This is a genomic window from Flavobacterium psychraerolatum (assembly GCF_025960985.1).
Classification (GTDB): Bacteria; Bacteroidota; Bacteroidia; order Flavobacteriales; family Flavobacteriaceae; genus Flavobacterium.
This window is the reverse complement of sequence record NZ_JAOQMX010000041.1, coordinates 1-25877: the sequence shown is the minus strand read 5'-3', so window position 1 is coordinate 25877 and position 25877 is coordinate 1. Positions and strand designations below refer to the sequence as shown.

The window sequence follows — 25877 nt, the reverse complement described above, 5'->3', positions numbered from 1 at the left end:
TTATCTTAGTTTTAATGTCACAATAGATAAAATAGCTAATAGGATGGCAACAATCCAAAATCGAGTTACAATCTTGCTTTCATGGTAGCCCTTTTTTTGATAATGGTGATGCAATGGCGACATTAAAAATATTCTCCGTCCAACTCCAAATCGTTTCTTAGTGTATTTAAAGTAAAAAACTTGAATTACCACAGAAAAATTTTCAACCAAAAAGATTCCGCATAATAATGGAATCAACATCTCTTTCCTTACTGCTATCGCTAATACTGCTATGATTCCTCCAATGGTTAAACTTCCTGTATCTCCCATAAAAACAGATGCGGGATAGGAATTATACCAAAGAAACCCAACAAGAGCCCCTACAAATGCAGATATAAAAACTGTCATTTCTCCCGAATTAGGGATATACATTATATTCAAATAATTAGAGAAAATAATATTCCCAGAAAGAAACGTAAAAATACCTAGTGCAAGTACCGATATCGCAGAGGTTCCTGCTGCTAGACCATCAATTCCATCCGTTAAATTAGCCCCATTGGATACCGCTGTAATAATAAAAATCACTATTGGAATAAAAACTAACCAAGCCCATTGTTCATATCCTTCTCCTGTCCAGGCTAATAATTCGGCATAATCAAACTCGTTATTTTTAAAGAATGGAATCGTCGTTGCTGTTGATTTCTCTTCTACAGGAGCTTGATAAATTATATTTTCTGTAGTTACCTTAAAAACATCTCTCTTACTAGTGTCAGTACGAACTACAACATCCGGGCTAAAATAAAGGACATAACCCACAATTAAACCCAAACCAACCTGACCGAAAACTTTAAAAATACCTTTTAAACCTTCTTTGTCTTTTTTGAAAATTTTGATATAATCATCAATAAAGCCTATAGTCCCCATCCATAATGTAGTCACAATAAGCAAAACGATATAAATGTTATGCAATTTTGCAAACAAGAAAACAGGAAGCAAAGTAGCAAAAATAATAATGAGCCCTCCCATAGTTGGAGTACCCGCTTTTTCATTTTGACCAGCTAACCCTAATTCTCTAACTGTTTCTCCAACTTGCTGTCTTTGTAAAAAAAGAATAATTCTCTTTCCGTAAATTGTAGACAAAAGCAGAGATAAAATAAATGCCAAAGCCGACCGAAAGGTGATGTACTGAAAAACTCCTGTTCCAGAAACATCTAAAGTTTTATTTAAATACTCAAAAAAATAGTATAACATAGTCTATTGGTTGAATGTTGATTTATACTGCAATTATTTCCCTAATTGCTCTAAAATTTCTTTTACTGTTTTCATATCATCAAAATCATGGCGAACACCATTTATTTCTTGATAAGTTTCATGACCTTTGCCCGCAATCAATATAATATCATTTGCTTGTGCCAATTGGCAAGCTGTTTTAATAGCTTGTTTTCTATCGGTAATAGTCAATAATTTTTTGTAATTATGTGGTGCAACCCCTTTTTCCATTTCAGTGATAATCACATCCGGATTTTCATTACGAGGATTATCAGAGGTAAAAATGGCTTTATCACTTTTATCAGAAGCAATTTCCCCCATCATTGGTCTTTTGGTTTTATCTCTATTCCCTCCACAACCAACAACCGTAATCAATTGTTCGTTATTCGTACGAATATCATTGATGGTTTTCAAAACATTATCAAGCGCGTCTGGCGTATGTGCGTAATCTACGATTGCAGTTATATTATCACTAGAGACAATAAATTGAAAACGCCCTGAAACACTTTCTAAATCTGACAACAATCTTAGCGCTTCCAAGCTATCCATCCCTAACTCAATGCCAGCAGCATAAATAGCCAACAAATTATAAGCATTGAAAGTCCCAATTAATTTTACCCAAACTTCATTTTCATTGATTTTCAACAACAAACCTGACAATTGGTTTTCTAGAATTTGCGCTCTATAATTGGCATATGATTTTAAAGCGTAGGTACATTTTTTTGACACTGTATTTTGCAACATTACCGCTCCATTTTTATCATCTAAATTGGTGATCGAAAAGGCTGTTGAAGGTAAATTATCAAAGAATGATTTTTTTACATCTCTATATTCTGCGAACGTTGCATGGTAGTCCAGGTGATCGTGTGAAAGATTGGTGAATATTCCACCCGTAAAATGTAAAGCCTCTGTTCTTTTTTGATGAATCCCATGAGAACTCACCTCCATGAAACAATGCGTTACTCCCGCTGCTATCATTTCGGTCAAATAATGATTGATTGTGATAGAATCTGGCGTAGTATGCGTTGCTTTATATTCGACTTGATCGACAACTATTTTTACAGTCGAAATCAAACCTACTTTATATCCTGCTTTTTGAAATAATTGAAACAATAAAGACGCAATGGTAGTCTTACCATTTGTACCAGTAATACCGACAAGCTTTAAATCTTTTGAAGGATCTTCAAAGTAATTTGCTGCCATAAAAGCCAATGCCGTATTAGTGTCTTTTACCTTTACATACGTTATTCCCGCAGTCATAACTGTTGGCAACGTATCGCATACAACTACGGTAGCACCAAGATCAATTGCTTTTTGTATAAAATCGTGACCGTTTGAAACAGCACCACGAATAGCAACAAAAACATCATGAGCTTCCAATTTTCTTGAATCGAATTCCAATTTATTGATCGTAACATCCGTTGAACCTGTAATGGATTCAATTGCTACTTTATACAATATGTCTTTTAATAATTTTTCCATTTTGTTTCCTTTATCACTAAACCCAAATTTGATTGAAAGTCACTATAATAGTTCGAGCGTAATTGCTGTATTTTTAATAATATTTTGACCTACTTCCAAGGACTGGCTTTTTACTTTACCTATACCTCTAGTAGACACTCTCAAACCTAGATTCTCTAACAATGCAATAGCATCCATTCCAGGCATCCCTTTTACATTTGGCACTTTCTCATCCTTATTCTGCACACTCGTAAAGTAATCATTATAGCTTTTCTCTTGCTTCTCTATCTTCTTGTTAATATTTTTAATTTCATTAGTTGAAGGAACGTCTGTAAAAATTTTTTGCGCAATACGTTTAAAGACAGGTCCTGCCACATCAGCACCATAATAATTATTATTTACTGTACTTGGTTTATGTACTACAACAATACAAGAATACTTTGCATGTTCTGCTGGAAAAAAACCAACAAAAGAGGAAGCATAATACTTGCCCGCACCACCATTTTTCCCATAATTAACTTGAGCAGTTCCTGTTTTTCCTGCCATAGAAAAATCTTTCGAATACAACTTAGATCCTGTTCCTTTTTTAACTACGTTTTTGAGGACTGCTTTTAATTTCAGTATCGTTTCTTGTGAACAAATTTTAGGATTTAAAACCTCTGTCTCAACTTTCTTTATTGTTTTATTCCATTCTTTAATTTCAGAAACAAAATAAGGCTTCACCATCACACCATTATTTGCAACAGCATTATAAAATGCCAGCGTTTGCATTGGAGTTACCGATACACCATAACCAAAAGCCATCCAAGGCAATGATATATTGGACCATCTTTTATTTGAAGGTTGTGGAATATAAGGTCTTCCTTCTCCTTTGAAATCCATATTCAATTTCTTGTTCAATCCATACGAATTCACATGATTCACAAAACGAGATGGATTTTCATTATAAGCATTATATACTGCTTGCACCATAACCGTATTAGAAGAAAGCTCAAAACCTCGGGCTAGCGAAATTTTACCATAACCACCTCTATGTGAATCCCTAACTGCTTTACCCGAATACCTTACCTCTCCACCATTACTATCGTAAACAGTACTTGTATCTGCTACCTTATCCTCCAACAAAGCCATCATATCGACCAATTTAAAAGTCGAACCTGGCTCATGAGATTCAGCTACTGCATAATTGGTCGTTTCATAATAACTCCCATCAGCAGCTCTCCCTAAATTTGCTATTGCTCTTACGGCTCCAGTTTCAGTCTCCATTACAACCACACACCCGTGATCTGCTTCAAATTCTTGCAATTGCTTCAATAATGCATGATGTGCAATATCTTGAATATAAACATCGATGGTCGAAATAACATCGTAACCATCCTGAGGATCTACTTCATTTAAATCACGGATAGGCTTCCATTGACCTTTGGCAATTTTTTGTTTTAATATATTCCCATCTTTACCATTCAAGTAATCGCGGTAGGCCCATTCAATTCCTTTACCTTCAAAAGAGGTTTCACCCGTTTGACGTTCATATCCAATCGTACGTTCTGCAATTTTACCAATTGGATGTTCTCTAACTGTTTTTTGTTCTACGATAATTCCACCTTTGTAAGCACCTAACTTAAACAATGGGAAACCTTTTATTTTGATATAATCTGTATAACTCAAATCGCGAGAAATCAAATAATAACGGTTATTATTGGCTCTTGCACGACGCAATTCATTTTGATAATAGCTACTTGGCTTACCTAACATTAAAGCCAAAGAATCTGCTAGTGATCCAACATTTTTTTCGAAAGTTTCTGCTTTTGGCGCAACTGCATCAAATCGAATGGCGTAATTCGGAATCGATGTTGCTAATAAACTCCCGTCAGACGAATAAATATTCCCTTTATTGGCTGGGATTACAAAATTTCGAACGGTTCTCTCCTTGGCTAATTGCCTGTAATAATCCCCCTCAACCCATTGTATATTTGTCAATTTCACAGCAATACCAAGTGCCATCAAAAAGATGACAAAAGCCACTAGATACATTCTATATGATATGTTTTTATCCTCTATTGCCATAATTTTTTAAAAAAACCTTTTTCTTTTTCTTGCTTAACCTTAATTTTTACCGGTGGAACCGTTGAAGGGTAAATCTCTTTGGCTATCATCTTTTCAGACACCGTCGATTCCATTTTTAATTTCATTAATTGAGAACGTCTATCTACGAATTCGGAACGTAATTCTTTCACTTCGCTTGTAAGTGCTGCAATCGTAAATACTTTCTGTTCAAATCGCTGTGTATTGGCAATCATAAATATTGCTAACACGATTATAAAAACGATAAAACGCCAATTTTTCATTGCGTCTTTATCGACAAGAAATCTAGCTTTTAACAGACCGTATATTCCTTTTTTCATTTCTACTATTATTTTTTCTCAGCAATTCTAAGCTTAGCTGAACGAGCTCTATTATTTATTTTTATTTCAGCGGCATTGGGAATAATTAGTTTACCTACTGTTTTAAAAGGAACCGAAAAATTACCAAAAAAGTCCTTTTCAGGCTCTCCTTCAAACATTCCGTTTTTCATAAAACGTTTTACCAGTCGATCTTCCAAAGAGTGATATGAAATAATACTCAATCTTCCTTCTGGTTTTAGTATTTCTAAAGATTGCTCCAGGAACTCTTTCAAAACATCCATTTCTTGATTCACTTCAATACGAATCGCTTGATAGATTTGTGCCAAAATTTTGTTACGAACTCTTTCTGGCAAAAATTTAGCTAAAATCTCTTTTAGTTCGTCTGTTGTTCTTATAGGGTGATGCTCTCTAGCCTCAATAATTGCTCTTGACAAAGCAGGTGCGTTTTTCAATTCACCATAATCATAGAATACTCTTTTTAGATTTGCGTCATCATACTCGTTGACTACCTTGTAGGCACTCAAATCATTTTTCTGACTCATTCTCATATCTAGATCTGCATCAAAACGAGTAGAAAACCCTCTTTCGGGTACATCAAATTGATGCGAAGAAACGCCTAGATCACCTAGTATCCCATCTATTTCTTTTGCTCCATAAAAACGCAAAAACCGTTTTATAAAACGGAAATTTTCATTAATCAAAACAAAACGACTATCGTCTATTGCATTCGCTAATGCATCTTCGTCTTGATCAAAAGCAAATAATTTTCCGTTTGGCCCTAGCCTGTTCAAAATTTCTCTTGAATGACCTCCACCTCCAAAAGTCACATCTACATAAACCCCATCTGGTTTAATATTCAAACCGTCTATAGATTCGTGAAGTAAAACTGGATTATGATATTCCATTGTCGTTGTCATTTAAATTTCCCATTACATCTTCTGCCAAATCAGCAAAGTCAATATCGTCTCCGTTTATCGATTGCTCGTATAAATCTTTATCCCAAATTTCTACAATATTAACTGCAGATGAAAAAACAACATCTTTAGCAATATTCGCAAAACCAACCAAATCTTTAGGAACTAACAATCTCCCCAAAGAATCAATCTCAACGATCTTCACACCTGCCGTAAAACGTCTGATGAAGTCATTGTTTTTTTTAACAAAACGATTAAGCTTGTTAATTTTCACCATCATTAAATTCCATTCTTCCATCGGATACAACTCCAAACAAGATTGAAACACAGAACGCTTCAAAACAAAACCGTCTTGAAGTGAGGCAGTTAACTGCTTTTTCAAGGGCGCAGGTAACATTACCCTCCCTTTAGCATCAACTTTGCACTCATATGTCCCAACGATTGTATTCAAACTTTCTTTTTATCTAATTGATTTAAGCAAAAATATAAAAAATTTTACCACATTTTACCACAAATTACCACTTTGTTGATAAGTTTAACCACAATAATCCCCCAGCCCCTAATTTATATAGGATCAGTCAATTAACCTCCTAGAGATAGCTCAGTAGGAATATTCATAAGCCACAAAGCAACCTTACAGAATCCCTAACAATTTAACAATATCTGCTTTTATTTATTATTATAAAAACCGCAATCGAGCATCAGAAAACCTATTTATCGATGTAAAATTCTTTCGTAAAATAATCTGACCAAAAAATAGATTCAAAAATTCATTTTTGCTTATTAAACCCTATATTTGTCAAAATTGAAACCCGGACTAAACAAAATGGATAAATACTACAAGAAAGAAGGTAGATACAGCTACTATGAAGCTGGAGAGGGCACGCCAATTGTAATCTTACACGGCCTAATGGGCGGTTTAAGCAATTTTGACGCAGTTGCAAGCTACTTTTCTGAAAAAGGATATAAAATTGTCATTCCAGACTTACCTATATACACACAAAGCTTACTTAAGACGAATGTAAAAAGTTTTGCCAAATACGTTAAAGATTTTATCACATTTAAAGGATTTGATCGAGTTATATTACTAGGGAATTCGCTTGGTGGTCATATTGCGCTTTACCACACCAAAATGTACCCTGAAAAAGTGGCTGGTCTTGTTATAACAGGGAGCTCAGGGTTATATGAAAGTGCCATGGGAGATAGTTACCCAAAAAGAGGAGATTACGAATACATAAAAAAGAAGGCTGAAGATGTATTTTATGATCCAAAAGTAGCAACTCCAGAATTGATTGATGAAGTATATGCAACTGTAAATGACCGTATCAAATTAATCAAAACCTTGACTATTGCCAAAAGTGCCATACGTCATAATATGGCTAAAGATTTACCAAAAATGCACGTGCAAACGTGTATTATATGGGGAAAAAATGACAAAGTAACACCTCCAGATGTTGCAACCGAATTTAAAAAGTTACTACCAAATTCTACTTTATATTGGATTGATAAATGTGGACATGCTGCTATGATGGAACATCCTCAGGAATTCAATCAAGCGCTTGAAGAATGGCTTACTAAAACTAATATGTAAACAATACCATAGCAAATTTCACCTTTGCTCATTAATTTTATAAATATGAAAATCAATACTGCCGAATTTATAATCAGTAATTCTGATGCCGCAAAATGCCCGAAGGATTTTTTGCCAGAATATGCGTTTATAGGTAGGTCCAATGTTGGAAAGTCATCATTAATCAACATGATTACTAACCAAAAAAAACTAGCCAAAACCTCTGGAAGACCTGGTAAAACACAATTAATCAACCACTTTTTAATTAACAAAAACTGGTTCTTGGTTGATTTACCTGGTTATGGATATGCTAAAGTATCCAAAAAAACAAAGTCGGTTTTTCAACAATTTATTACCGATTACTTTGAGAATAGAGAACAATTAGTTTGCGCCTTTGTATTGATTGACATTCGTCATGAAGCACAAGCTATTGATGTTGAATTCATGTCGTACATGGGAGAAAGCGAGATTCCTTTTTGCATCATCTTTACCAAAGCAGATAAGATTAGTAAAACAAAGATAGACTCGCACATTGCCGCTTACAAAAAGAATATGTTTGCTAATAATTGGGCCGAGATGCCACAATATTTTGTAACCTCAGCAACCGAAAGTATCGGTAAAGAGGAGTTACTAGGTTATATTGACGAGGTAAACCAAGAAATGTTCAAAAACGGTAATTAGTTTTAAATTATTGATTTAGATATTATACAAAAACCCAAAAAACAAAATTTGTTTTTTGGGTTTTTTATGATTCATAACCAGACATTTCTATTTTTTCGAAAAGACAAATTTAATATCATCATTTTCTAAAACTAATTTATCCTCATCTATAGTACTTGTAAATGTGAAAGGGGTCCCTGTTTCATCCTTTATAGTCACTGTCTTCCCTTTATCCTCTATATGATATACGCCATCAACAAAATCACGTTCTAGATGGCCATTTACAACCCCTTTATCAGCAAAAGTCAAGTTTCCTTTTTCAAGAATATCATTCTTCACAGAATCTGATAATGGTACTTTATCAACCACTTCAGTAACTTTCCAAGATTGCTCCAATTTATTTCGTTTTTTATTACAAGAAGTCAGCATAAAGGAAAAGAAGACCAGTCCGAACAAAAGTAATTTTACATTTTTCATAGCTTTACAGTATTGATTTATATACCAGTAAGTTACAAAAACTTTATAAAGATCCAAAAAAAACATCAGACTAAATTACAGTAATAAACTTGCATAACAGTACAACATAAAAAACCCCAGAAGTATCAAAATTTCATCTGGGGTTTTTTACAATCCAAGTTAGTCTGTATACCTATATAGTAACAGAAACTATTACTCTGCTTTTAATTCTAATTTTTCTGCAAAATACGCACAAAAATCTTTCATAGTAGCCGACATCTTCTCGTCACCTGTAGCGCGATGAAAAGTATCTGACATCGCTACTAATGTTTGATGAAAAAATATTTTCATTTCATCAACTGGCATATCTTTGGTCCACAAATCAATACGCATACTTTCTTTGGCCTTAGCATCCCAAATTGACAACATAATCGCTTTAGCCTCTTCCAATTGTACGCCGCCATCTTTAGCAGACCACATTAACCTTTCAGGCACTTTGTTATCATCTAATTCTACAAGAAAATTTATTTCTGATCTATTTTTATTTGACATTATTTCTTAGGTTTATATTTTGATTTTTCGAATAACTCTTTGGCATTCATTTTAAAAAGCTCTTGCAATGTTGTTGTATTATTATCCATATAGGAACGTACAATTTGCCATCCAATCCATGCCCCTACTTGCCCTGGACTCTCATTATCTATTTCAAGATAAAACTTTGAAAATGGAGCAGAATTCACAAAACGAGAAGCTAGTTTTGCATCATCACTATACAATAATTGTTTTTCTATAAAGTACTCCCACATATACTGCTCATTTTCTTGACACCAAATGAGTTGCTCTGGAGTATAACCTACTTTATCTGAATCAGTAGATGATGGAATTAATTTATCTTTCAAATACAATTCTTTACCTGCATATATCATTTTTGAAAGCAAGCTTTTCTCTTGATTCGGTTGTACTTTATAACTAAAAAAACTAGAAACTACATCGGGCATTATTTGATTTTCTTCAAAATTTTGCTTGATGTAATTTGGAAATTCATAAAACCGATGTTCTTTACCCAAGTACATTTCCAAAGCGACCACTACCAAACTGTCAGCGTAAATTACTTTATTATTGTAATCCATATCAGAAATCACGGTAACCACTTTTGGTATTTTAGTTTCTGGAAAATAATATTTAATGTGCTGAAACAGTTTTTCAAAATTTTTTTCCTCTACATCAAAATTACGATACTTTTTTTGAACTTCTTTATAAAGCTCTCTCCATTGTGGGTTTTCCATTTTCTCCACCCAAATAGCATCATCAATACCGATTGGAAAAAACAATGGGTACTCCTTTTTTAATTTTCCTAAATCATCAGGAGAAGCCTCAAAGAACGCTTTATCAAAACGTTCTGTCTTCACAATGACAGAAATATCCTTAATATTATTCTCGATTTTGTTATTTTTATCACAAGATAACAAAAACAGACAGATAAGAATTGGAATACAATATAATTTCATTTTATTTTATTTAAATTTGTCACGAATAAACTACTATTTGTTACACACCAACAATTGTGTGCAAATATACATATTCCTGCTTTTTAAAACTGAAACAATTATGACTAAAAAAAATACCACTGAAGTCGCAAAAGTAAACAATCACATTGTCAACTGGTTAAAAAATTACGCAACAACAGCAAAAGTGAACGGATTTGTAATCGGAATTTCAGGCGGAGTTGATTCTGCATTAACTTCTACATTATGTGCACAAACCGGTTTACAAGTAGTTTGCGTTGAAATGCCAATCCACCAACATAAAGACCATGTAAGTCGCGGTCGTGAACATATAGAACAATTAAAAAGTCGTTTCCCAAATGTTTCTAATATAGAAACGGACTTGACGCCTATTTTTGAAACTTTCAAAAGTCAGGTTCCTGCAGATTTTGAAGAGTCAAAATTACAATTAACACTTGCCAACACTCGTGCCAGATTGAGGATGACTACCCTATACTATCATGCAGGTGTACATGGATTACTTGTAGCTGGTACAGGAAACAAAGTAGAAGATTTTGGAGTTGGATTCTATACCAAATATGGTGATGGAGGAGTAGATATAAGCCCAATTGCAGATTTAATGAAATCGGAAGTCTTTGCTTTAGCTACTTATTTAAAAGTCCCAGAGTCGATATTAAAAGCACAACCTTCGGACGGATTATTCGGAGATGAAAAAACAGACGAACAACAATTGGGAGCCAGTTATGACGAACTAGAATGGGCTATGTTAGTATTAGAACACAATAAATCTATTGAAAACTTTACAGAAAGAGAAAAAGAAGTTTTTGAAATCTACCAACGCCTTAACAGAGCTAACCAACACAAAATGAACCCAATACCAGTTTGTAAAATTAACAAAATATAAATATTTTGTATGAAAAACTTGTTTTGTAAGTTTTTTTTACTAACTTTATATTCTAATTAAACAACTGATTCTTAAACTGATATAAAAATTAATATAAATTAAATACCACAAATAAATTAAATACCATGATAAAAGTTTGTTTAGCTGATAGCTTACCAGTAGTGCATTTTGGAGTAAAATCCTATTTCAAAGACAATGCAGATATATCAATAACTGCCAATGTAGGTAGTTTTTTAATGATTAGAGACATTCTTCTTACAAAAGAAATTGATGTTCTAATATTAGATCTTGAATTAGAAGGACTTGCTAGTATTTTTGAAATCAAATCGATCTTGAAGAATTTTCCAAAAACTAAAATTATTATTTTCAGTAGTCTTTCTGAGCAAATTTATGCTCCAAATGCGATCAAAGCAGGTGTATCTGGATACGTACACAAGAAAGAAAAACTTGAAACACTTGGACAGTCTATTATTAAAGTGCATCAAGGAAAAATCATTATGAATGAAACCGTTAAGAAAAATTTAGCTCTTATTGCTAAACAAAGTAAAAGCGAACGTTTGTACAGAAAATTATCCAACCGTGAGGTTGAAGTATTACGCTATTTGAGTGGAGGTAAAAAGAACCACGAGATTGCAACAATTTTAGGATTGAATGAAAAGACAATTAGTACTTACAAATTAAGATTACTTACAAAATTGAATGTTACTAATCTTGTTGACTTAGTTGAGAAAGCTAAAAAACTTGAAATCGTTTAACTAAAACGAGACATTACTCTACCTAATTTCTTTGAAAAAGCAGTTGTTAAGGTATTGTAATCCATAATCATTGAAATAGACTCCGTATTATCTGCATCAGGTAATATGGAGTTTTTTAATTCCTCTATAATACTCCCAACCAAATACCAACGCATTGTCAAAATGGTCTCGCTTACATTTTGAGCAATTGTATCTTTTTTGTATTTCGGGAAAATATTTTGTCCTTCCCAATCGTGCAGCGTCAGTTTTTCATCTTCCATTAAGATATCGGTTACCTCTTGCGCATACTCCGTTGGCAAATACATTAAATATTGTTCTAAACTAAAGGTTTCATTTTGTAAGTAATGATTAATCAAGTCATTAAAAATTGCTCTGAATAAGGGATTTGCCAACTCTACCTCATCTTCTTGCAGACTAAGATAAATTCGATAAAAAACCTTCAAGCTTTTTTTCTCAACTACATTTACAATATCACCATCTTCATTAGTTTTCATAAAAGTATCCTCAAATTCTTCCTCCTTATTACCATAAAGAAGTAAGATTTCAATAATCTTTCTTTCCAAGCGATATAAAATATCTACTTTTTCTAAAGACTCTGGATCCTCATTTTTTAAAACCTCAAATGTCTTATGCTCTTTTTTATATTTCTTTTCGACCTCGGCTACATCTTTTTGTGTTAATTGCGCCAAAGTGCTTACTAAAACCTGCTCTGAAATATCCATAATGCGAGAACATTCTTGGATGTAAATCTCACGCTGGATACGGTCTGGAATTTTAGAAATACTCGTTACCATATCACGTATCAAATCGGCCTTTTTAATCGGGTCATTTTTGGCCTCATTCATCAATAGCGATGCTTTGAATTGAATAAAATCCTTTGCATTATTTTCTAAATAAAGAATCAAATCATCGTGAGATGTTTTTCGAGCATAACTATCTGGATCTTCTCCATCAGGAAACGTACAAACTTTGACATTCATTCCTTCTTCTAGAATCATATCAACTCCACGTACAGAAGCGCGCAAACCTGCGGCATCACCATCAAACAAAACAGTTATGTTCTTGGTTAAACGGTTTATCAATCGAATTTGATCAGGGGTTAACGCAGTACCAGAAGAGGCCACAACGTTTTCGATACCAGATTGGTTGAATTGAATAACATCTGTATATCCTTCGACCAAATAACAATTATTCAGTTTGGCGATGGATTGTTTGGCTTGAAAAATACCATACAAAACTTTACTTTTATGGTACAAATCACTTTCGGGTGAATTGAGGTACTTCGCAGCTTTTTTATCATTTGTCAAGATTCGACCTCCAAAACCCAATGTTCTCCCAGACATGCTTTGAATAGGAAACATCACACGCCCTTTGAATCGGTCAAAAGGTCTATCCTCTCTAGGGATAGTTAAACCTGTACTTTCAAGAAACTCCAACTTATACCCCTTACCCAAAGCTTCTTTGGTGAAGGCATCCCAGCTTTCTGGAGAATAACCTAAACTAAATTTCTCAATAGTTGCACTTGTAAAACCACGTTCTTTAAAATAAGACAATCCAATTGCCTTACCTTCTTCTGTTTTCAAAAGTGTTGAGTAAAAATAGTTTTTTGCAAATTCAGATACCAAATACATACTCTCACGAGCATCCATATTTGCTTTTTCTTCATTGGTTTGCTCTGTTTCTTCGATTTCGATATTGTATTTTTTGGCCAAATAACGAATCGCCTCTGGATAGGTAAAATGTTCGTGCTCCATGATAAAAGCAATTGAATTCCCCCCTTTTCCAGAACTAAAATCTTTCCAAATTCCTTTGGCAGGTGATACCATGAACGAAGGAGAGCGCTCATCTGAGAACGGACTCAATCCTTTAAAATTACTACCGGCGCGTTTTAAATGAACAAAATCACCAATAACCTCCTCTACTCGAGCAGTTTCAAAAACAGAATCAATGGTCGCTTTAGAAATCAAAATATTTTGGGGTAAAAATTATAATAGTACAAAGTTACGATTTCAAAATTCAATTTCAATTTCAAAATCCAAAGATAAAACGATAAATAAAATAGTAATGAATAAGATGAAAAGTATACGTTATTTTTTTCTTTCGATAACATAATTAACCATTAAGACTAATGCATCTTTAAAATCAGATGTTGGATAATTATCTAATATCTGTAACGCTTCTTGCTGAAATGCAATCATTTTATCTTCGGCATAAGCCAAACCATTATTGTTTTTCACAAATGCAATAACTTCTTTCACGCGCTTTTTATCCTTATTATGATTTTTTATTGAATTAATCAACCATGATTTTTCTTTTGCAGTACACGTATTAAGAACATAAATTAACGGAAGAGTCATTTTTTGTTCTTTGATATCGATACCAGTAGGCTTGCCGATGGCTTCATCAGAGTAATCAAACAAATCATCTTTAATTTGAAAAGCCATTCCAATCAATTCTCCAAATTTTCGAATATTCTCAACTTGTACATTATCATCAATTACCGATTTTGCACCAAGAGCACAGCAAGCAGCGATAAGTGTTGCTGTTTTTTTTCGAATAATTTCATAATATACCTCTTCAGTGATATCGAGACGTCTTGCTTTTTCAATTTGGAGTAGTTCTCCTTCACTCATTTCTCGAACTGCAACAGATATAATTTTCAGCAGATCAAAATCTTCATTATCTATTGACAGCAAAAGCCCTTTTGACAACAAGTAATCCCCCACTAGAACGGCTATTTTATTTTTCCAGAGCGCATTGATGGAGAAAAAACCACGACGACGATTACTGTCATCCACCACATCATCATGTACTAATGTTGCCGTATGAATCAATTCAATGACACATGCACCACGATAGGTACGCTCATTTACATGGCCATGAGAAACCATTTTGGCACACAAAAAAACGAACATCGGTCGCATTTGTTTCCCCTTCCTATTGACAATATAATAGGTAATACGGTTCAACAAAGCTACTTGTGAAGTCATAGAATCACGGAACTTTTTTTCAAAAAGTTCCATTTCGTCAAAGATAGGTTGTTTTATTTGTGAGGTAACATTCATTTCGGTTTCAAATATACAGTTTTTAATAAAAAGAGGACCTATAAAATAACTCCCAAATAACAAAAAAAGCATTCTTTCTTGTTAAAAAAACTGAAACAATGACAAACTATTGTTTATAAAAAATCCCCCAAATAGCAAATTGCTTTTTGGGGGTACCCTACTTGAAACTTATTTCAATTAAAATTAAGCTTCTTTGTTTGCTAACTGCCCACAAGCAGCATCAATATCTTTACCTCGGCTACGTCTTACTTTAACAACGATACCTATATTTTGCAATCCTTTTATATATGCATTTGTCGCTTCTTCAGATGCTTGTTGAAATTCACCATCATCAATAGGGTTATACTCTATCAAATTCACTTTGCAAGGAACATATTTACAAAACTTAACCAAAGCATCCACTGACTCCTGGTTATCATTGATTCCTTTCCATACTACATATTCATATGAAACTTTAGATTTTGTTTTTCGATACCAATACTCCAAAGATTCTCTCAAGTCTGCTAAAGGAAAATTAGCACTAAAAGGCATAATCCTAGCTCTTATCTCATCAATTGCCGAGTGTAACGAAACTGCTAGTTTGAATTTCACATCATCATCAGCCATTTTTTTAATCATTTTTGGAATTCCAGAAGTCGATACCATAATACGTTTTGGCGACATCCCCAAACCTTCCTCAGATGTAATCATTTCGATAGCCTTCATTACATTATTATAATTCATCAAAGGCTCTCCCATTCCCATAAAAACAATATTCGAAAGAGGGTGATTGTAATATAATTTACTTTCTCTATCAATAGCAATTACTTGATCGTATATTTCGGCTGGCTCGAGATTACGCATTCTTTTCAATCGAGCAGTTGCGCAAAAATTACAATCCAAACTGCAACCTACTTGACTTGATACACAAGCAGTCGTTCTAGTTTTGGTTGGGATCAACACAGACTCTACTACTAAACCATCATGCAAACGAAGTGCATTTTTGACTGTTCCATCTTCCGATCTTTGCATAGTATCTACTTTAATGTGATTAATCACAAAATTAGTTTCTAGCATACTCCTTGTCCCTTTGGTTAGGTTGGTCATATCATCAAAGCTATGTGCTCCTTTGCTCCACAACCATTCATAGACTTGATTACCACGAAAGGATTTATCTCCGTTCGCTACAAAAAAATCTCTCAATTGTTCTTTGCTTAAAGCTCGTATGTCTTTTTTCTCTATTTCCATATCGCAAATTTACTGACAATTTATTGATTTGTTGTTTTGAAATTTTAAATATCTTCCTGTAACACTATTAATAGTCGTTTATAAACACAAAATAGCCACTTCAAATTGAAGTGGCTATTTTGCTCAACTATATAATTGATCATGAATGACTAAAAATTAATATTCGAAATTTATTATTTAATTACCTCTGGATTTGTAATTACAAACTCAGTTCTTCTATTTAATTGATGATCAAACTCAGTACAATTAACATCATTTGCACACCCATTAACTAGTTCGGTTTCACCATACCCTCTAGCGGTAAGTCTAGTAGGATCGATACCTGCTTTTACCAACCAATCTTTGGATGATTTTGCTCTTCGGTTTGACAATGCCCAGTTATAAGCATCTGGAGCTCTGCTATCTGTATGTGAGCCTAAACTAATTTTAATCAATGGATATTTTTGCATAATAGTAAATACGCGCTCTAATTCTAATGCTGCATCAGGACGAATAAATGATCTGTCTAAATCGAAGTAGATTGGATTAATTTTGATCATCAATTTATCTCTTACAAATACAAATTCAGTTGAACCTAAATCCAAACCAATTGATAATTCAAGGTCTGCAACATTTGAAGTTTTAAATGCTTCTTCATCCATATTATAGAACTCCTTGGTACCAGTAACTTTGTAACCTGCTTCGCAATCAACATTAAAAGCGAAACTCGCAAATTTGTCAGCTATAACACTTTCGACTTTTTCTCCTTTCGCATTGTACAATACAACAAGTGCTCCAGGAAGTAGCGCTCCAGTTTCTTTTTCTCGAACCACACCTTGAACAAGTTGCTTACATTTATCAATTATAGGATTAACAAGTTCTTCGAAATAATAAATATCATCATCTCCCTTTCCTCCATCACGATTTGATGAGAAGTGACCTGTTTTTTTCCCGTTCTGAAAAACTAAAGAAAAATCATCTTTTAAACTATTAAGTGGAAAACCTAAGTTAACAGGCTTACCAACTCCTCCATTTTCATCCATCTTGATGGCATAAATATCCAATCCGCCGTTACCATCAATCATACCATCTGAAGAATAATACAACACATCATTTTTATCGATATGTGGAAACATTTCCTTTCTTGTAGTATTCACATTTGGTCCTAAATTATAAGGCTCGCTATAGCTTCTATCTGGATTAATATTGACTGCCCAAATATCTGTCAAACCTAGTGAACCTGGTCTGTTTGATGTAAAGTATAATTTTGAATCATCAACATTCAACGAAGGATGTCCGGTATCAAAATCATCACTATTAAAAGGCAATTTCAAAACATTTGTCCATTTACCCGTTGAATCTACATCTGCTCTGTATAATTGAATCAAAATCCATCCATCTTCATCTGTACGGTATCTTTTTTTTGTATAATTATCTCTAGAGAAGTAAACTGTTTTCAAATCTTTTGTAAATGTTACATTAGATTCGTGCATTTTTGTATTTAGTTCTTTCGAAAAAAAATCAGTATCTACAATTTCTCCAGTATTTGTAACTGACCCTTTGTATAACATAAGAAAAGGTTGATCATTCAAATACCATTTTTTATTTCTAGAGCCTTTTACTTTTTTCGAAGAGGCAAAAACTGCTCCATTTTCACCATAATAGGTCACACCAAAATCAGAATATTTGGTATTGACGTCTATATTTTTGATAGTATAATTTTGGCTTTGCGAAAAAGCAGCAAATCCACATAAGAATACTAGTAGGATAGTAATTTTTTTCATGTTTATATATTTTGTTTAGAAAAATCTAGGGCTTTTTATTTTCTTCTTGTTCAAGTCAAATAATATCATTATTTCATGAGAGCCAGAATTAAATACTCCAAAATTTGAAGTTGTATGATCGTAAGCATATCCAATCCTTAAATCTTGGTTCACTTGAAAACCAACCATACCACTTACAGAGTCATCTAAACGAACAGACAATCCTAATTCTACTCTTTCTTGAACCAATAGGTTTAATGATAAATCTACAGAGAGTGGTGCTCCAGAAACAGCCTTTAACATTGCCGAAGGTTTCAATTTCAAATCATCATCAATATCAAATACATAACCAGATGTTAAAAAGTAGTGCATTTTTTCTGAAGCTGTAGAGGCCGTTCCATTGGTATTGTTAAGATATCTCGTTTCGATAAAATTGGGAACAGATAATCCTGCATAAAAATGTTCATTATAATAAAAGGCACCCACACCAAAGTTTGGTGCTACCAGACTTATAGGAATGTTCATAGGGTCTGGATCTATAGTAATCAATTCCCTAACATTTAAGAAGGTAGCCCCTGCCTTAATCCCTAACGCTAACTTATCCACCTCAGACAAATTAAGTGTATATGAGAAATCAGCATAAACATTATCCTCTTTAATAGGACCAATTTCATCATGTATAACTGAGAACCCTAAACCTACGTTTTTACCTACAGGACCATTGATAGATAATGTCGCTGTTTTTGGCGCTCCATCTACTCCAACCCATTGTGTTCTACCCAATATTCCAATACTTGTTACTCCCTTTGAACCAGCATAGGCTGGATTCAGGATATTCATATTATACATGTACTGTGTATACTGAGGATCTTGTTGACCGTAGATACTGTTGGATGTGGCAATCAAAACAAAAAACCCAATTATTAATTTAAATTTTTTCATAAAAGTAATTTTAAATTTTAAAAAGGAGAGGTCTTTATAGTGAACCTCCCCCCTTAATTCATTGTTTTATCTTCTTAAATATATCCAACCTGTTTGTGGTTTTCTGTCATCATTATTGAAATAAATGGTGTAGAAATAAGTTCCTGCTGGAAGCATATCATTCGACACATTCCATCTTCCTGTTGAATAACCATTCCACCATATTGGTGTTTTAAATTTATCACCATTATGTTTGTATTGGTATACAATGTTACCGTATCTGTTTACAATTTCCATACTAAAGTTTGGATACAATACCTGTAAATGTTGTATTTCGAAAACATCATTCAAACCATCTCCATTTGGACTAAATCCTTCAGAGATTACTAATGAAATTTCTGGTACTAATACTACAGCGTCTTGATCATCCTCTAGCAATTTATTATTATTTGGAGTGGAATCTACATCAAGCTCATTGGCTGCAATAACTTCAGCAACATTTGTAAATTCTCCCACTGGAAGTACAAAGGCTACTACTTTTAATGTTTCTACCGCTTGAATACCAATTGTACCCACATTCCATATACCTGTAATCGCATTGTACGATCCGATACTTGGAGTTGCGCTTACATACGTCATTCCACTTGGCAGCAAATCTTTTACCTGAACTCCCGTTCCTTTACTAGGTCCTTTGTTGGTCAAGGTAATCGTAAACTCAACATTAGTCTCTGCAAACGGTTTCAAGATATCAACTTCCTTCGCCAATTCTAAATCAATGATTGAAACTGGTACCGTTGCTATACAACTAGAGTTGTTAGCTGGGTTAGTGTCCACTTGGTGCAATGATTTAATTTTAGCACAATTCAAGTAATCTCCCGACTCGTTCACGATGACATCTACAATCAATATCTCAGTTTCACCGTTAACAATTTTTGCAACTTTCCAATCTCCAGTTTTGTAGTCATAAATTCCTTTCGTTGAACTATAATTTACAAATATATAACCTGATGGTAGTAAGTCTGTAACTACTACGTTAGTCGCATCGATATTACCGTTATTGGTTAATAAGATTTCGAAAGATATTGCACTGTTCACTTTCGGGTTCACTTTATCTTTTAGTATTGTTTTTACAACTGCAAGATCTACACTTTGATTTGGTGCGGCAGATGCACAAGCATAATCGTCTTCTGCAAAACCACTACCATTACCTGGTGTCGAATCAATATCTGGCTCATTTGCTTTTGTAATTTCGGCACAATTCAAGTAGTTGCCTGAATCAAGCACTTTTACATCTACCAACAAGACTGCAGTGTTACCTACCTCTATGAAGCCAACATTCCAAAGACCTGTTGAAGGAGTATAAGTCCCAATAGACGAACTATAGTTTACAAATTTATAACCCGAAGGTATTAAATCGACCACTTGAACACCTGTCGCTTTTGATGGACCATCATTTATAACTCTAACTTCAAACGTAATCACTTCGCCTACTGCAGGATTGGTAACATTAGCTACAACCTCCTTAGTTAAATGAAGATCAATAAAAGCCGTTGGAACGATTGAAACAGTACCAATGTTATTTCCAACATTTGAATCAGCCTGATCTGACGTAACAGCAGATGTTGTATTTGTAATTGTGCTTCCAAAAGTACCTGGATTAACAGTCGCTTTTATTGTAAGCGTTGCAATGGAACCATTTGCCAAATTACCTATAGACCATAATCCAGAACCATTATTATATAATCCTACATCTGCTGCACTGCTAACATAAGTAACTCCAACAGGTAATCTATCGGTAATAGCCACACTTGTAGCATCACTAAAACCATTGTTAGTTACTTTGATAGAGTAGGTAATCGTTTCACCCACATTAGGTGTTTCATTACTTACTGTTTTCAAAACTCCTAAATCAAGACCCGTTACTGTTAACGATTCAGATGGATCATCTCTAGTTGTGTTTGAATCAAACTGATCCTGGGTATTGGTCACGGTATTCAACAATACTCTACCACCTTGATCTAGCCCTACAATTGCTTTTAAAATAATTGTTCCTTTCTCACCTGGTAATAATGTACCAATAGTCCAATTTGGCTCCGACCAAACTCCAATACCTGGAGTCGCAGAGAAGAAGGTTAATCCACCTGGCAATTTATCTTTAATAACTAAATTTGTAACGTCAATTGATCCTTTATTAGTGACCGTAACTGTATAGGTAATGATGTCTCCAATATTAGGAGTATTATTATCTACAATTTTGGTTAATACAATATCAGCACTATTTTGAACTACTATTGATTCATTCAAATCATCGCCTAATGTTGTTGGATCTGATTGGTTACCTTTTGCTGCAGTAGTAGTATTTACAATTGTTTTACCTGCAGTACCAGGATTAGGTGTTACATCAATATTAAGAACTTTGGTAGCTCCAACTGCTATATCTCCAACTGTCCATAGACCTGAACCATAATTGTAATCACCACCCAGGTTGTTACCAATATAGGTAACTCCTATTGGAAGAATGTCTGTCACACGAACAGCCGTTGCTGGACTTGGTCCGTTATTCGTCACTTTTATTGTGTACGTAATCGTTTCTGTTTCACTAGGATTAGAGTTACTTACTGTTTTTTCAGTCACTAAGTCAGAACTCGTTACCGTAATTGGCTCGGTCAAATCGTCTCCAACTGTTGTTGGGTCTGACTCATTTCCTGAAGCAGCTGTAGCAGTATTCACGATTGGTGTTTGAGCAACTGTACCTGCTGCTGTAACTCTCGCATCAATGACTAAGATTGCAGAAGATCCAATGTTTATATTTCCAATTGTCCATAGACCTCCAGAATACGTATTCACTGTTCCTCCAGTCGCAAAATGCGACACATAAACCAGACCTGCTGGCAAATTATCAGTAAGGTTAACTCCCGTAGCGGTACTTGGCCCCTTGTTCACCACCGTCAAGGTATACTTAACGATATCTCCTTGATTTGGATTTGATTTATCAACTGTTTTAGTAGTTACTAAATCAACAATTTCAACAGGTACAATAGTTATATCCGATTGGTCAATTTCACTCGGAGTATTATTTCCATGAACAATACCATTTGGATCAGCTTGATCTACTTTAGTTACCTCTGCAGTATTGGTGTAATTACCTGCTGCATTAATTTTTGCCACAACAGTTAATGTAGCAGTTGATGTATTAGTCAATCCACCTACATTCCACAAACCATTTGTTGCTGTGTACGTTCCTTTGTTAGGTGTAGCACTTACTAAGCTATAACCACTAGGCAATTTGTCAACAATATTAATACCCGTTGCATCACTTGGACCGTTATTAGTTGCTGTTACTAAGAATGTAATGTTTTCACCAATTTTATAAGGTGCTGTACTTACAACCGTTTTACTAACTGCAATTTCGGAAAGTGCTGTTATTGTATCAACATCTGTTTGGCTGTTATTTGTAGTAACAGGGTCTTGTACATCTGAACTAGCAGATGCCGTATTAACAATTTGACCAGTAAAGTTACTCGGTACTGCTATTGTTACCGTATAAGTCACTGTCTCTCCTACTGCAAAAGTTGCTATTGTAGCATTTGCTGCTGTAATATCACCTGTGCCAGTTGCATTTGGCGGTACCGCACTTCCTGTTCCTACAGCTGACCATGTGGTTACAGCTTCTAGAATTGGACTTGTAATATCGTCAAGTACTACCACATTTGTAGCTAGTGCCGGACCGTTATTTTTAACAACGATTGTATAAACATTGTTCGTTCCTGGAGTATACTTCTCTTTATTATCTGTTTTAGTTACAACTAAATCCGCTTGTGGAATCATGCTAATAGTTATAGGACTACTGTTAGATTGATTTCCTTGATTATCCTCCACGTTGTAATTGATTGGAGTTGGGTTTGTAATGAAACCTGAATTTGGAGTAAATGTTACCACTCCAGTTACCAAATTAACATTCCAAGTTCCCTCGCCCGGAATCACAAGACTCGTGATATCTCCATTGGCATCTGTTACAATGTTTGTAGCGTTACCTGGATTTACCAAGCTCACTGTTATAGGATCAATCAAATCTCCATTTGTATCATTTGCAACCACATCAATTACAACAGGTGTATTGATTGGGTTTTCAGTTGATACATCTGGTGTTGAAATTGGTGTATAATCTAAAGTGATTGTAGCTGGTGCAGATGCATTTCCTTCGTCATCTTTTACGGTATAACTAATAACCGGTGGATCAAGCGTATAAGCTGGATCCGGAGTAAAGGTTACATTCCCTGCATTATCTGCAATCCATGAACCAATTCCAGGTACATTCACTTCTTCTGGCGAAACTGCGATACCTCCAGTTACACTAGTAGGATCGAGCACAACAGTGGTTGCATCTACTAAATCTCCATTAGTATCATTTGTAACTACATTTACTGTCACTGGCTGTCCAATAATAGCTGGAATCGTATTTTTATCGTCTGATGCAATAGGTTTATAATCTATTGTTACCGTTGCATTATTCGATTGGTTACCATCATTATCTTCTACATTATATGCAATAAGTGTAGGGTCTTGGTGGAAACCTGGTAATGGTGTGAAAGTGATTACTCCACTTACTGGATCAACACTCCATAAACCTTGTCCTGGCACCACTAAACTAGTAATATCTCCATTACTGTCCACAACAACAGCAGTTGCTCCTGCAGGCGGTACTAAGCTAACTGTAGCTGGATTGATAGTTCCATCACCATCTGTATCTAGTCCTAATGGGTTTAAGATAGGATTGATAGATACTGCAGTATTCGGAGTATTATTTGAACTTACATCATTCGCAGCAACTGGTGCTATTTTCACATACGTAACCGTAACGGTTGCACTTGCACTTAAACCTGTTCCAACTTCGGTTAGTTTGTATACTAGCGGTGTTGGGTTAGCAGTAAATCCTGCCTCTGGTGTAAATACTAACTCTCCTGTTGCAGTATTGTAATTCCAAACTCCTTGACCTGCAACTATTAGTGATGCATTGTCTCCTGGAGTATTAGGATTTAAATCAACTGTAGTATTGGTTACTGTAGCTGGTGTTCCATCACTTAGTTTATCATTCGATAAAATAGCAATTGGTGCAGAAGCTGATTTTGGAGCATTACCACTATTACCATCTTTGATTGCAATTGGAGGAATCTCTGTGTAACCTACAGTTATTTTTGCAATATTCGACACATTTCCTTGAGCATCTTTAACCGTATAGTTAATTGCCGCTGGGTCTGTGGTGAATCCTGGCAATGGTGTAAACGTTACCACGCCACTTGCATCAACAGTCCAAGTTCCTTGGTTGGCCACAACCAATGTTGTGTCGATATTTGGTGTACTTGGGTCTAAATCAATAGTACTTAAATCTAATGTATCTCCTGTTGTGTCATTTGAAACTATATTGAGAACAGCAGGTTGTCCTACTACGTTATTCAATTTACTGTCATCTGTTGCAACTGGTACATAATCAATTGTTACCGTAGCAACGTTTGAAATGTTTCCGTCATTATCTCTTACTGTATAATCAATTGGTGTAGGATCTTTGTGGAATGTTGGTAACGGTGTAAATGTTATCGCTCCACTAATCTCATCAACTACCCAAGTTCCTTGGTTTGGAACTGTGATACTTGTTACATCTCCTTTTGAATCTACTTTATTACTTGTTGCACCTACTGGCACTACTAAGCTTACTCTTGTTCCATCTACAAATCCATCTTGATCTGTATCTAGTCCTGATCCATTATCAACTAGAGGATCTACTGTCACTACTGAATTTGCTGGATTAGCTTTACTAATATCATTGTTAGCAACTGGTGCTATTTTCACATACTCCACCGTAACGGTTGCACTTGCGCTTAAACCTGTTCCAACTTCTGTTAGTTTGTAAACTATCGGTGTTGGGTTAGCAGTAAATCCTACCTCTGGTGTAAATACTAACTCTCCTGTTGCAGTATTGTAGTTCCAAACTCCTTGACCTGCAACTATTAGTGATGCATTGTCTCCTGGAGTATTAGGATCTAAATCAACTGTAGTATTGGTTACTGTAGCTGGTGTTCCATCACTTAATTTATCATTCGATAAAATAGCAATTGGTGCAGAAGCTGATTTTGGAGCATTACCACTATTACCATCTTTGATTGCAATTGGAGGAATCTCTGTGTAACCTACAGTTATTTTTGCAATATTCGACACATTTCCTTGAGCATCTTTAACCGTATAGTTAATTGCCGCTGGGTCTGTGGTGAATCCTGGCAATGGTGTAAACGTTACCACGCCACTTGCATCAACAGTCCAAGTTCCTTGGTTGGCCACAACCAATGTTGTGTCGATAACTGGCGTACTTGGATCTAAATCAATAGTACTTAAATCTAATGTATCTCCTGTTGTGTCATTTGAAACTATATTGAGAACAGCAGGTTGTCCTACTACGTTATTCAATTTACTGTCATCTGTTGCAACTGGTACATAATCAATTGTTACCGTAGCAACGTTTGAAATGTTTCCGTCATTATCTCTTACTGTATAATCAATTGGTGTAGGATCTTTGTGGAATGTTGGTAACGGTGTAAATGTTATCGCTCCACTAATCTCATCAACTACCCAAGTTCCTTGGTTTGGAACTGTGATACTTGTTACATCTCCTTTTGAATCTACTTTATTACTTGTTGCACCTACTGGCACTACTAAGCTTACTCTTGTTCCGTCTACAAATCCATCTTGATCTGTATCTAGTCCTGATCCATTATCAACTAGAGGATCTACTGTCACTACTGAATTTGCTGGATTAGCTTTACTAATATCATTCGCAGCAATTGGATTTACTTTAACATACGTAATAGTGATCGAAGCTTCATTAGAAACATTACCATCGTTATCTTTTATCGTATATACAATTGGTGTTGGGTTTGCTGTAAATGTAGTTAATGGAGTAAAAGTAGCAGCTCCTGCACTTGTTACATTCCAAGTCCCTTGACCTGGAACATCAAATCCAACTACATCTCCATCACTATCAACATTTATATT

19 protein-coding genes are annotated in these 25877 nt (G+C 34.8%); 4 read left to right on the top strand and 15 right to left on the bottom strand.

The genetic code is table 11. The annotated features are described in order from the left end of the window. From mraY to mraZ, 6 genes are read right to left on the bottom strand one after another with little or no spacing between them, the layout of a single operon-like run. Positions 1 to 1230 carry a phospho-N-acetylmuramoyl-pentapeptide-transferase gene (gene mraY / locus M2326_RS13970; RefSeq protein WP_264620165.1) on the bottom strand — a complete coding sequence of 410 codons (1230 nt, stop codon included), beginning with the start codon at positions 1228 to 1230 and terminating at the stop codon, positions 1 to 3. A gap of 33 nt (positions 1231 to 1263) precedes the next feature. Further along, the gene (locus M2326_RS13965) at positions 1264 to 2730 is read right to left on the bottom strand and encodes a UDP-N-acetylmuramoyl-L-alanyl-D-glutamate--2,6-diaminopimelate ligase (RefSeq protein ID WP_264620164.1); all 1467 of its coding nucleotides are present in this window, start codon (positions 2728 to 2730) and stop codon (positions 1264 to 1266) included. A 42-nt stretch (positions 2731 to 2772) separates the two neighbouring features. Continuing rightward, positions 2773 to 4776 carry a penicillin-binding protein gene (locus M2326_RS13960; RefSeq protein WP_264620163.1) on the bottom strand — a complete coding sequence of 668 codons (2004 nt, stop codon included), beginning with the start codon at positions 4774 to 4776 and terminating at the stop codon, positions 2773 to 2775. Continuing rightward, positions 4767 to 5114, bottom strand: coding sequence for an FtsL-like putative cell division protein (locus tag M2326_RS13955; protein WP_264620162.1), 348 nt, complete (start codon positions 5112 to 5114; stop codon positions 4767 to 4769). The genes M2326_RS13960 and M2326_RS13955 overlap by 10 nt, the downstream gene beginning before the upstream one ends. Before the next feature lie 8 nt (positions 5115 to 5122). Beyond that, the gene (gene rsmH, locus M2326_RS13950) at positions 5123 to 6031 is read right to left on the bottom strand and encodes a 16S rRNA (cytosine(1402)-N(4))-methyltransferase RsmH (protein ID WP_264620161.1); all 909 of its coding nucleotides are present in this window, start codon (positions 6029 to 6031) and stop codon (positions 5123 to 5125) included. Next, positions 6006 to 6479 carry a division/cell wall cluster transcriptional repressor MraZ gene (gene mraZ / locus M2326_RS13945; protein ID WP_264620160.1) on the bottom strand — a complete coding sequence of 158 codons (474 nt, stop codon included), beginning with the start codon at positions 6477 to 6479 and terminating at the stop codon, positions 6006 to 6008. The genes rsmH and mraZ overlap by 26 nt, the downstream gene beginning before the upstream one ends. Before the next feature lie 375 nt (positions 6480 to 6854). Here mraZ and M2326_RS13940 point away from each other — a divergent pair, with 375 nt between their 5' ends. Together M2326_RS13940 and yihA are read left to right on the top strand one after the other, a co-directional pair. Further along, positions 6855 to 7619, top strand: a complete 765-nt coding sequence (locus tag M2326_RS13940; protein WP_264620159.1) for an alpha/beta fold hydrolase — start codon at positions 6855 to 6857, stop codon at positions 7617 to 7619. Positions 7620 to 7664: 45 nt separating this feature from the next. Beyond that, positions 7665 to 8279, top strand: coding sequence for a ribosome biogenesis GTP-binding protein YihA/YsxC (gene yihA / locus M2326_RS13935; protein WP_264620158.1), 615 nt, complete (start codon positions 7665 to 7667; stop codon positions 8277 to 8279). Between the two features lie 87 nt (positions 8280 to 8366). Here yihA and M2326_RS13930 read toward each other — a convergent pair whose 3' ends face one another. The 3 genes from M2326_RS13930 to gldB form a co-directional block, all read right to left on the bottom strand. Further along, on the bottom strand, positions 8367 to 8735 hold the full coding sequence (locus tag M2326_RS13930; protein WP_264620157.1) for a hypothetical protein: 369 nt from the start codon (positions 8733 to 8735) through the stop codon (positions 8367 to 8369). Positions 8736 to 8927: 192 nt separating this feature from the next. Beyond that, positions 8928 to 9266 (bottom strand): gliding motility protein GldC, encoded by a 339-nt coding sequence (gene gldC / locus M2326_RS13925; RefSeq protein WP_264620156.1) that lies wholly within the window; start codon positions 9264 to 9266, stop codon positions 8928 to 8930. Then, positions 9266 to 10222 carry a gliding motility lipoprotein GldB gene (gene gldB / locus M2326_RS13920; RefSeq protein WP_264620155.1) on the bottom strand — a complete coding sequence of 319 codons (957 nt, stop codon included), beginning with the start codon at positions 10220 to 10222 and terminating at the stop codon, positions 9266 to 9268. The genes gldC and gldB overlap by 1 nt, the downstream gene beginning before the upstream one ends. 100 nt (positions 10223 to 10322) lie before the next feature. On the opposite strand from gldB, the gene nadE reads away from it, so the two are divergent. Together nadE and M2326_RS13910 are read left to right on the top strand one after the other, a co-directional pair. Continuing rightward, positions 10323 to 11123 (top strand): NAD(+) synthase, encoded by an 801-nt coding sequence (gene nadE / locus M2326_RS13915; RefSeq protein WP_264620154.1) that lies wholly within the window; start codon positions 10323 to 10325, stop codon positions 11121 to 11123. 125 nt (positions 11124 to 11248) lie between these two features. Continuing rightward, on the top strand, positions 11249 to 11878 hold the full coding sequence (locus M2326_RS13910) for a response regulator transcription factor (protein WP_264620153.1): 630 nt from the start codon (positions 11249 to 11251) through the stop codon (positions 11876 to 11878). Here the strand turns inward: M2326_RS13910 and dnaG are convergent. The 6 genes from dnaG to M2326_RS13880 all read right to left on the bottom strand — a co-directional run. Continuing rightward, positions 11875 to 13845 (bottom strand): DNA primase, encoded by a 1971-nt coding sequence (gene dnaG, locus M2326_RS13905; RefSeq protein ID WP_264620152.1) that lies wholly within the window; start codon positions 13843 to 13845, stop codon positions 11875 to 11877. The two genes, M2326_RS13910 and dnaG, sit on opposite strands and share 4 nt — an antisense overlap. Positions 13846 to 13965: 120 nt before the next feature. Next, positions 13966 to 14943: a polyprenyl synthetase family protein gene (locus M2326_RS13900; RefSeq protein ID WP_264620179.1), complete on the bottom strand. Its 978-nt coding sequence runs from the start codon at positions 14941 to 14943 to the stop codon at positions 13966 to 13968. 183 nt (positions 14944 to 15126) lie between these two features. Continuing rightward, positions 15127 to 16170: a dual-specificity RNA methyltransferase RlmN gene (gene rlmN, locus M2326_RS13895; RefSeq protein WP_264620151.1), complete on the bottom strand. Its 1044-nt coding sequence runs from the start codon at positions 16168 to 16170 to the stop codon at positions 15127 to 15129. A gap of 173 nt (positions 16171 to 16343) precedes the next feature. Next, positions 16344 to 17933, bottom strand: a complete 1590-nt coding sequence (locus M2326_RS13890) for an OmpA family protein (RefSeq protein ID WP_264620150.1) — start codon at positions 17931 to 17933, stop codon at positions 16344 to 16346. Between the two features lie 15 nt (positions 17934 to 17948). Continuing rightward, positions 17949 to 18854 carry a PorP/SprF family type IX secretion system membrane protein gene (locus tag M2326_RS13885; RefSeq protein WP_264620149.1) on the bottom strand — a complete coding sequence of 302 codons (906 nt, stop codon included), beginning with the start codon at positions 18852 to 18854 and terminating at the stop codon, positions 17949 to 17951. A gap of 66 nt (positions 18855 to 18920) precedes the next feature. After that, on the bottom strand, positions 18921 to 25877 hold a 6957-nt coding region (locus M2326_RS13880), incomplete at its 5' end, for a DUF7507 domain-containing protein (protein WP_264620148.1).

What these genes read in the sequence shown, in the direction of transcription:
- mraY (WP_264620165.1), bottom strand. Translation starts at nt 1,230, where the DNA reads ATGTTATACTATTTTTTTGAGTATTTAAATAAAACTTTAGATGTTTCT.
- M2326_RS13965 (WP_264620164.1), bottom strand. Translation starts at nt 2,730, where the DNA reads ATGGAAAAATTATTAAAAGACATATTGTATAAAGTAGCAATTGAATCC.
- M2326_RS13960 (WP_264620163.1), bottom strand. Translation starts at nt 4,776, where the DNA reads ATGGCAATAGAGGATAAAAACATATCATATAGAATGTATCTAGTGGCT.
- M2326_RS13955 (WP_264620162.1), bottom strand. Translation starts at nt 5,114, where the DNA reads ATGAAAAAAGGAATATACGGTCTGTTAAAAGCTAGATTTCTTGTCGAT.
- rsmH (WP_264620161.1), bottom strand. Translation starts at nt 6,031, where the DNA reads ATGACAACGACAATGGAATATCATAATCCAGTTTTACTTCACGAATCT.
- M2326_RS13940 (WP_264620159.1), top strand. Translation starts at nt 6,855, where the DNA reads ATGGATAAATACTACAAGAAAGAAGGTAGATACAGCTACTATGAAGCT.
- yihA (WP_264620158.1), top strand. Translation starts at nt 7,665, where the DNA reads ATGAAAATCAATACTGCCGAATTTATAATCAGTAATTCTGATGCCGCA.
- M2326_RS13930 (WP_264620157.1), bottom strand. Translation starts at nt 8,735, where the DNA reads ATGAAAAATGTAAAATTACTTTTGTTCGGACTGGTCTTCTTTTCCTTT.
- gldC (WP_264620156.1), bottom strand. Translation starts at nt 9,266, where the DNA reads ATGTCAAATAAAAATAGATCAGAAATAAATTTTCTTGTAGAATTAGAT.
- gldB (WP_264620155.1), bottom strand. Translation starts at nt 10,222, where the DNA reads ATGAAATTATATTGTATTCCAATTCTTATCTGTCTGTTTTTGTTATCT.
- nadE (WP_264620154.1), top strand. Translation starts at nt 10,323, where the DNA reads ATGACTAAAAAAAATACCACTGAAGTCGCAAAAGTAAACAATCACATT.
- M2326_RS13910 (WP_264620153.1), top strand. Translation starts at nt 11,249, where the DNA reads ATGATAAAAGTTTGTTTAGCTGATAGCTTACCAGTAGTGCATTTTGGA.
- M2326_RS13900 (WP_264620179.1), bottom strand. Translation starts at nt 14,943, where the DNA reads ATGAATGTTACCTCACAAATAAAACAACCTATCTTTGACGAAATGGAA.
- rlmN (WP_264620151.1), bottom strand. Translation starts at nt 16,170, where the DNA reads ATGGAAATAGAGAAAAAAGACATACGAGCTTTAAGCAAAGAACAATTG.
- M2326_RS13890 (WP_264620150.1), bottom strand. Translation starts at nt 17,933, where the DNA reads ATGAAAAAAATTACTATCCTACTAGTATTCTTATGTGGATTTGCTGCT.
- M2326_RS13885 (WP_264620149.1), bottom strand. Translation starts at nt 18,854, where the DNA reads ATGAAAAAATTTAAATTAATAATTGGGTTTTTTGTTTTGATTGCCACA.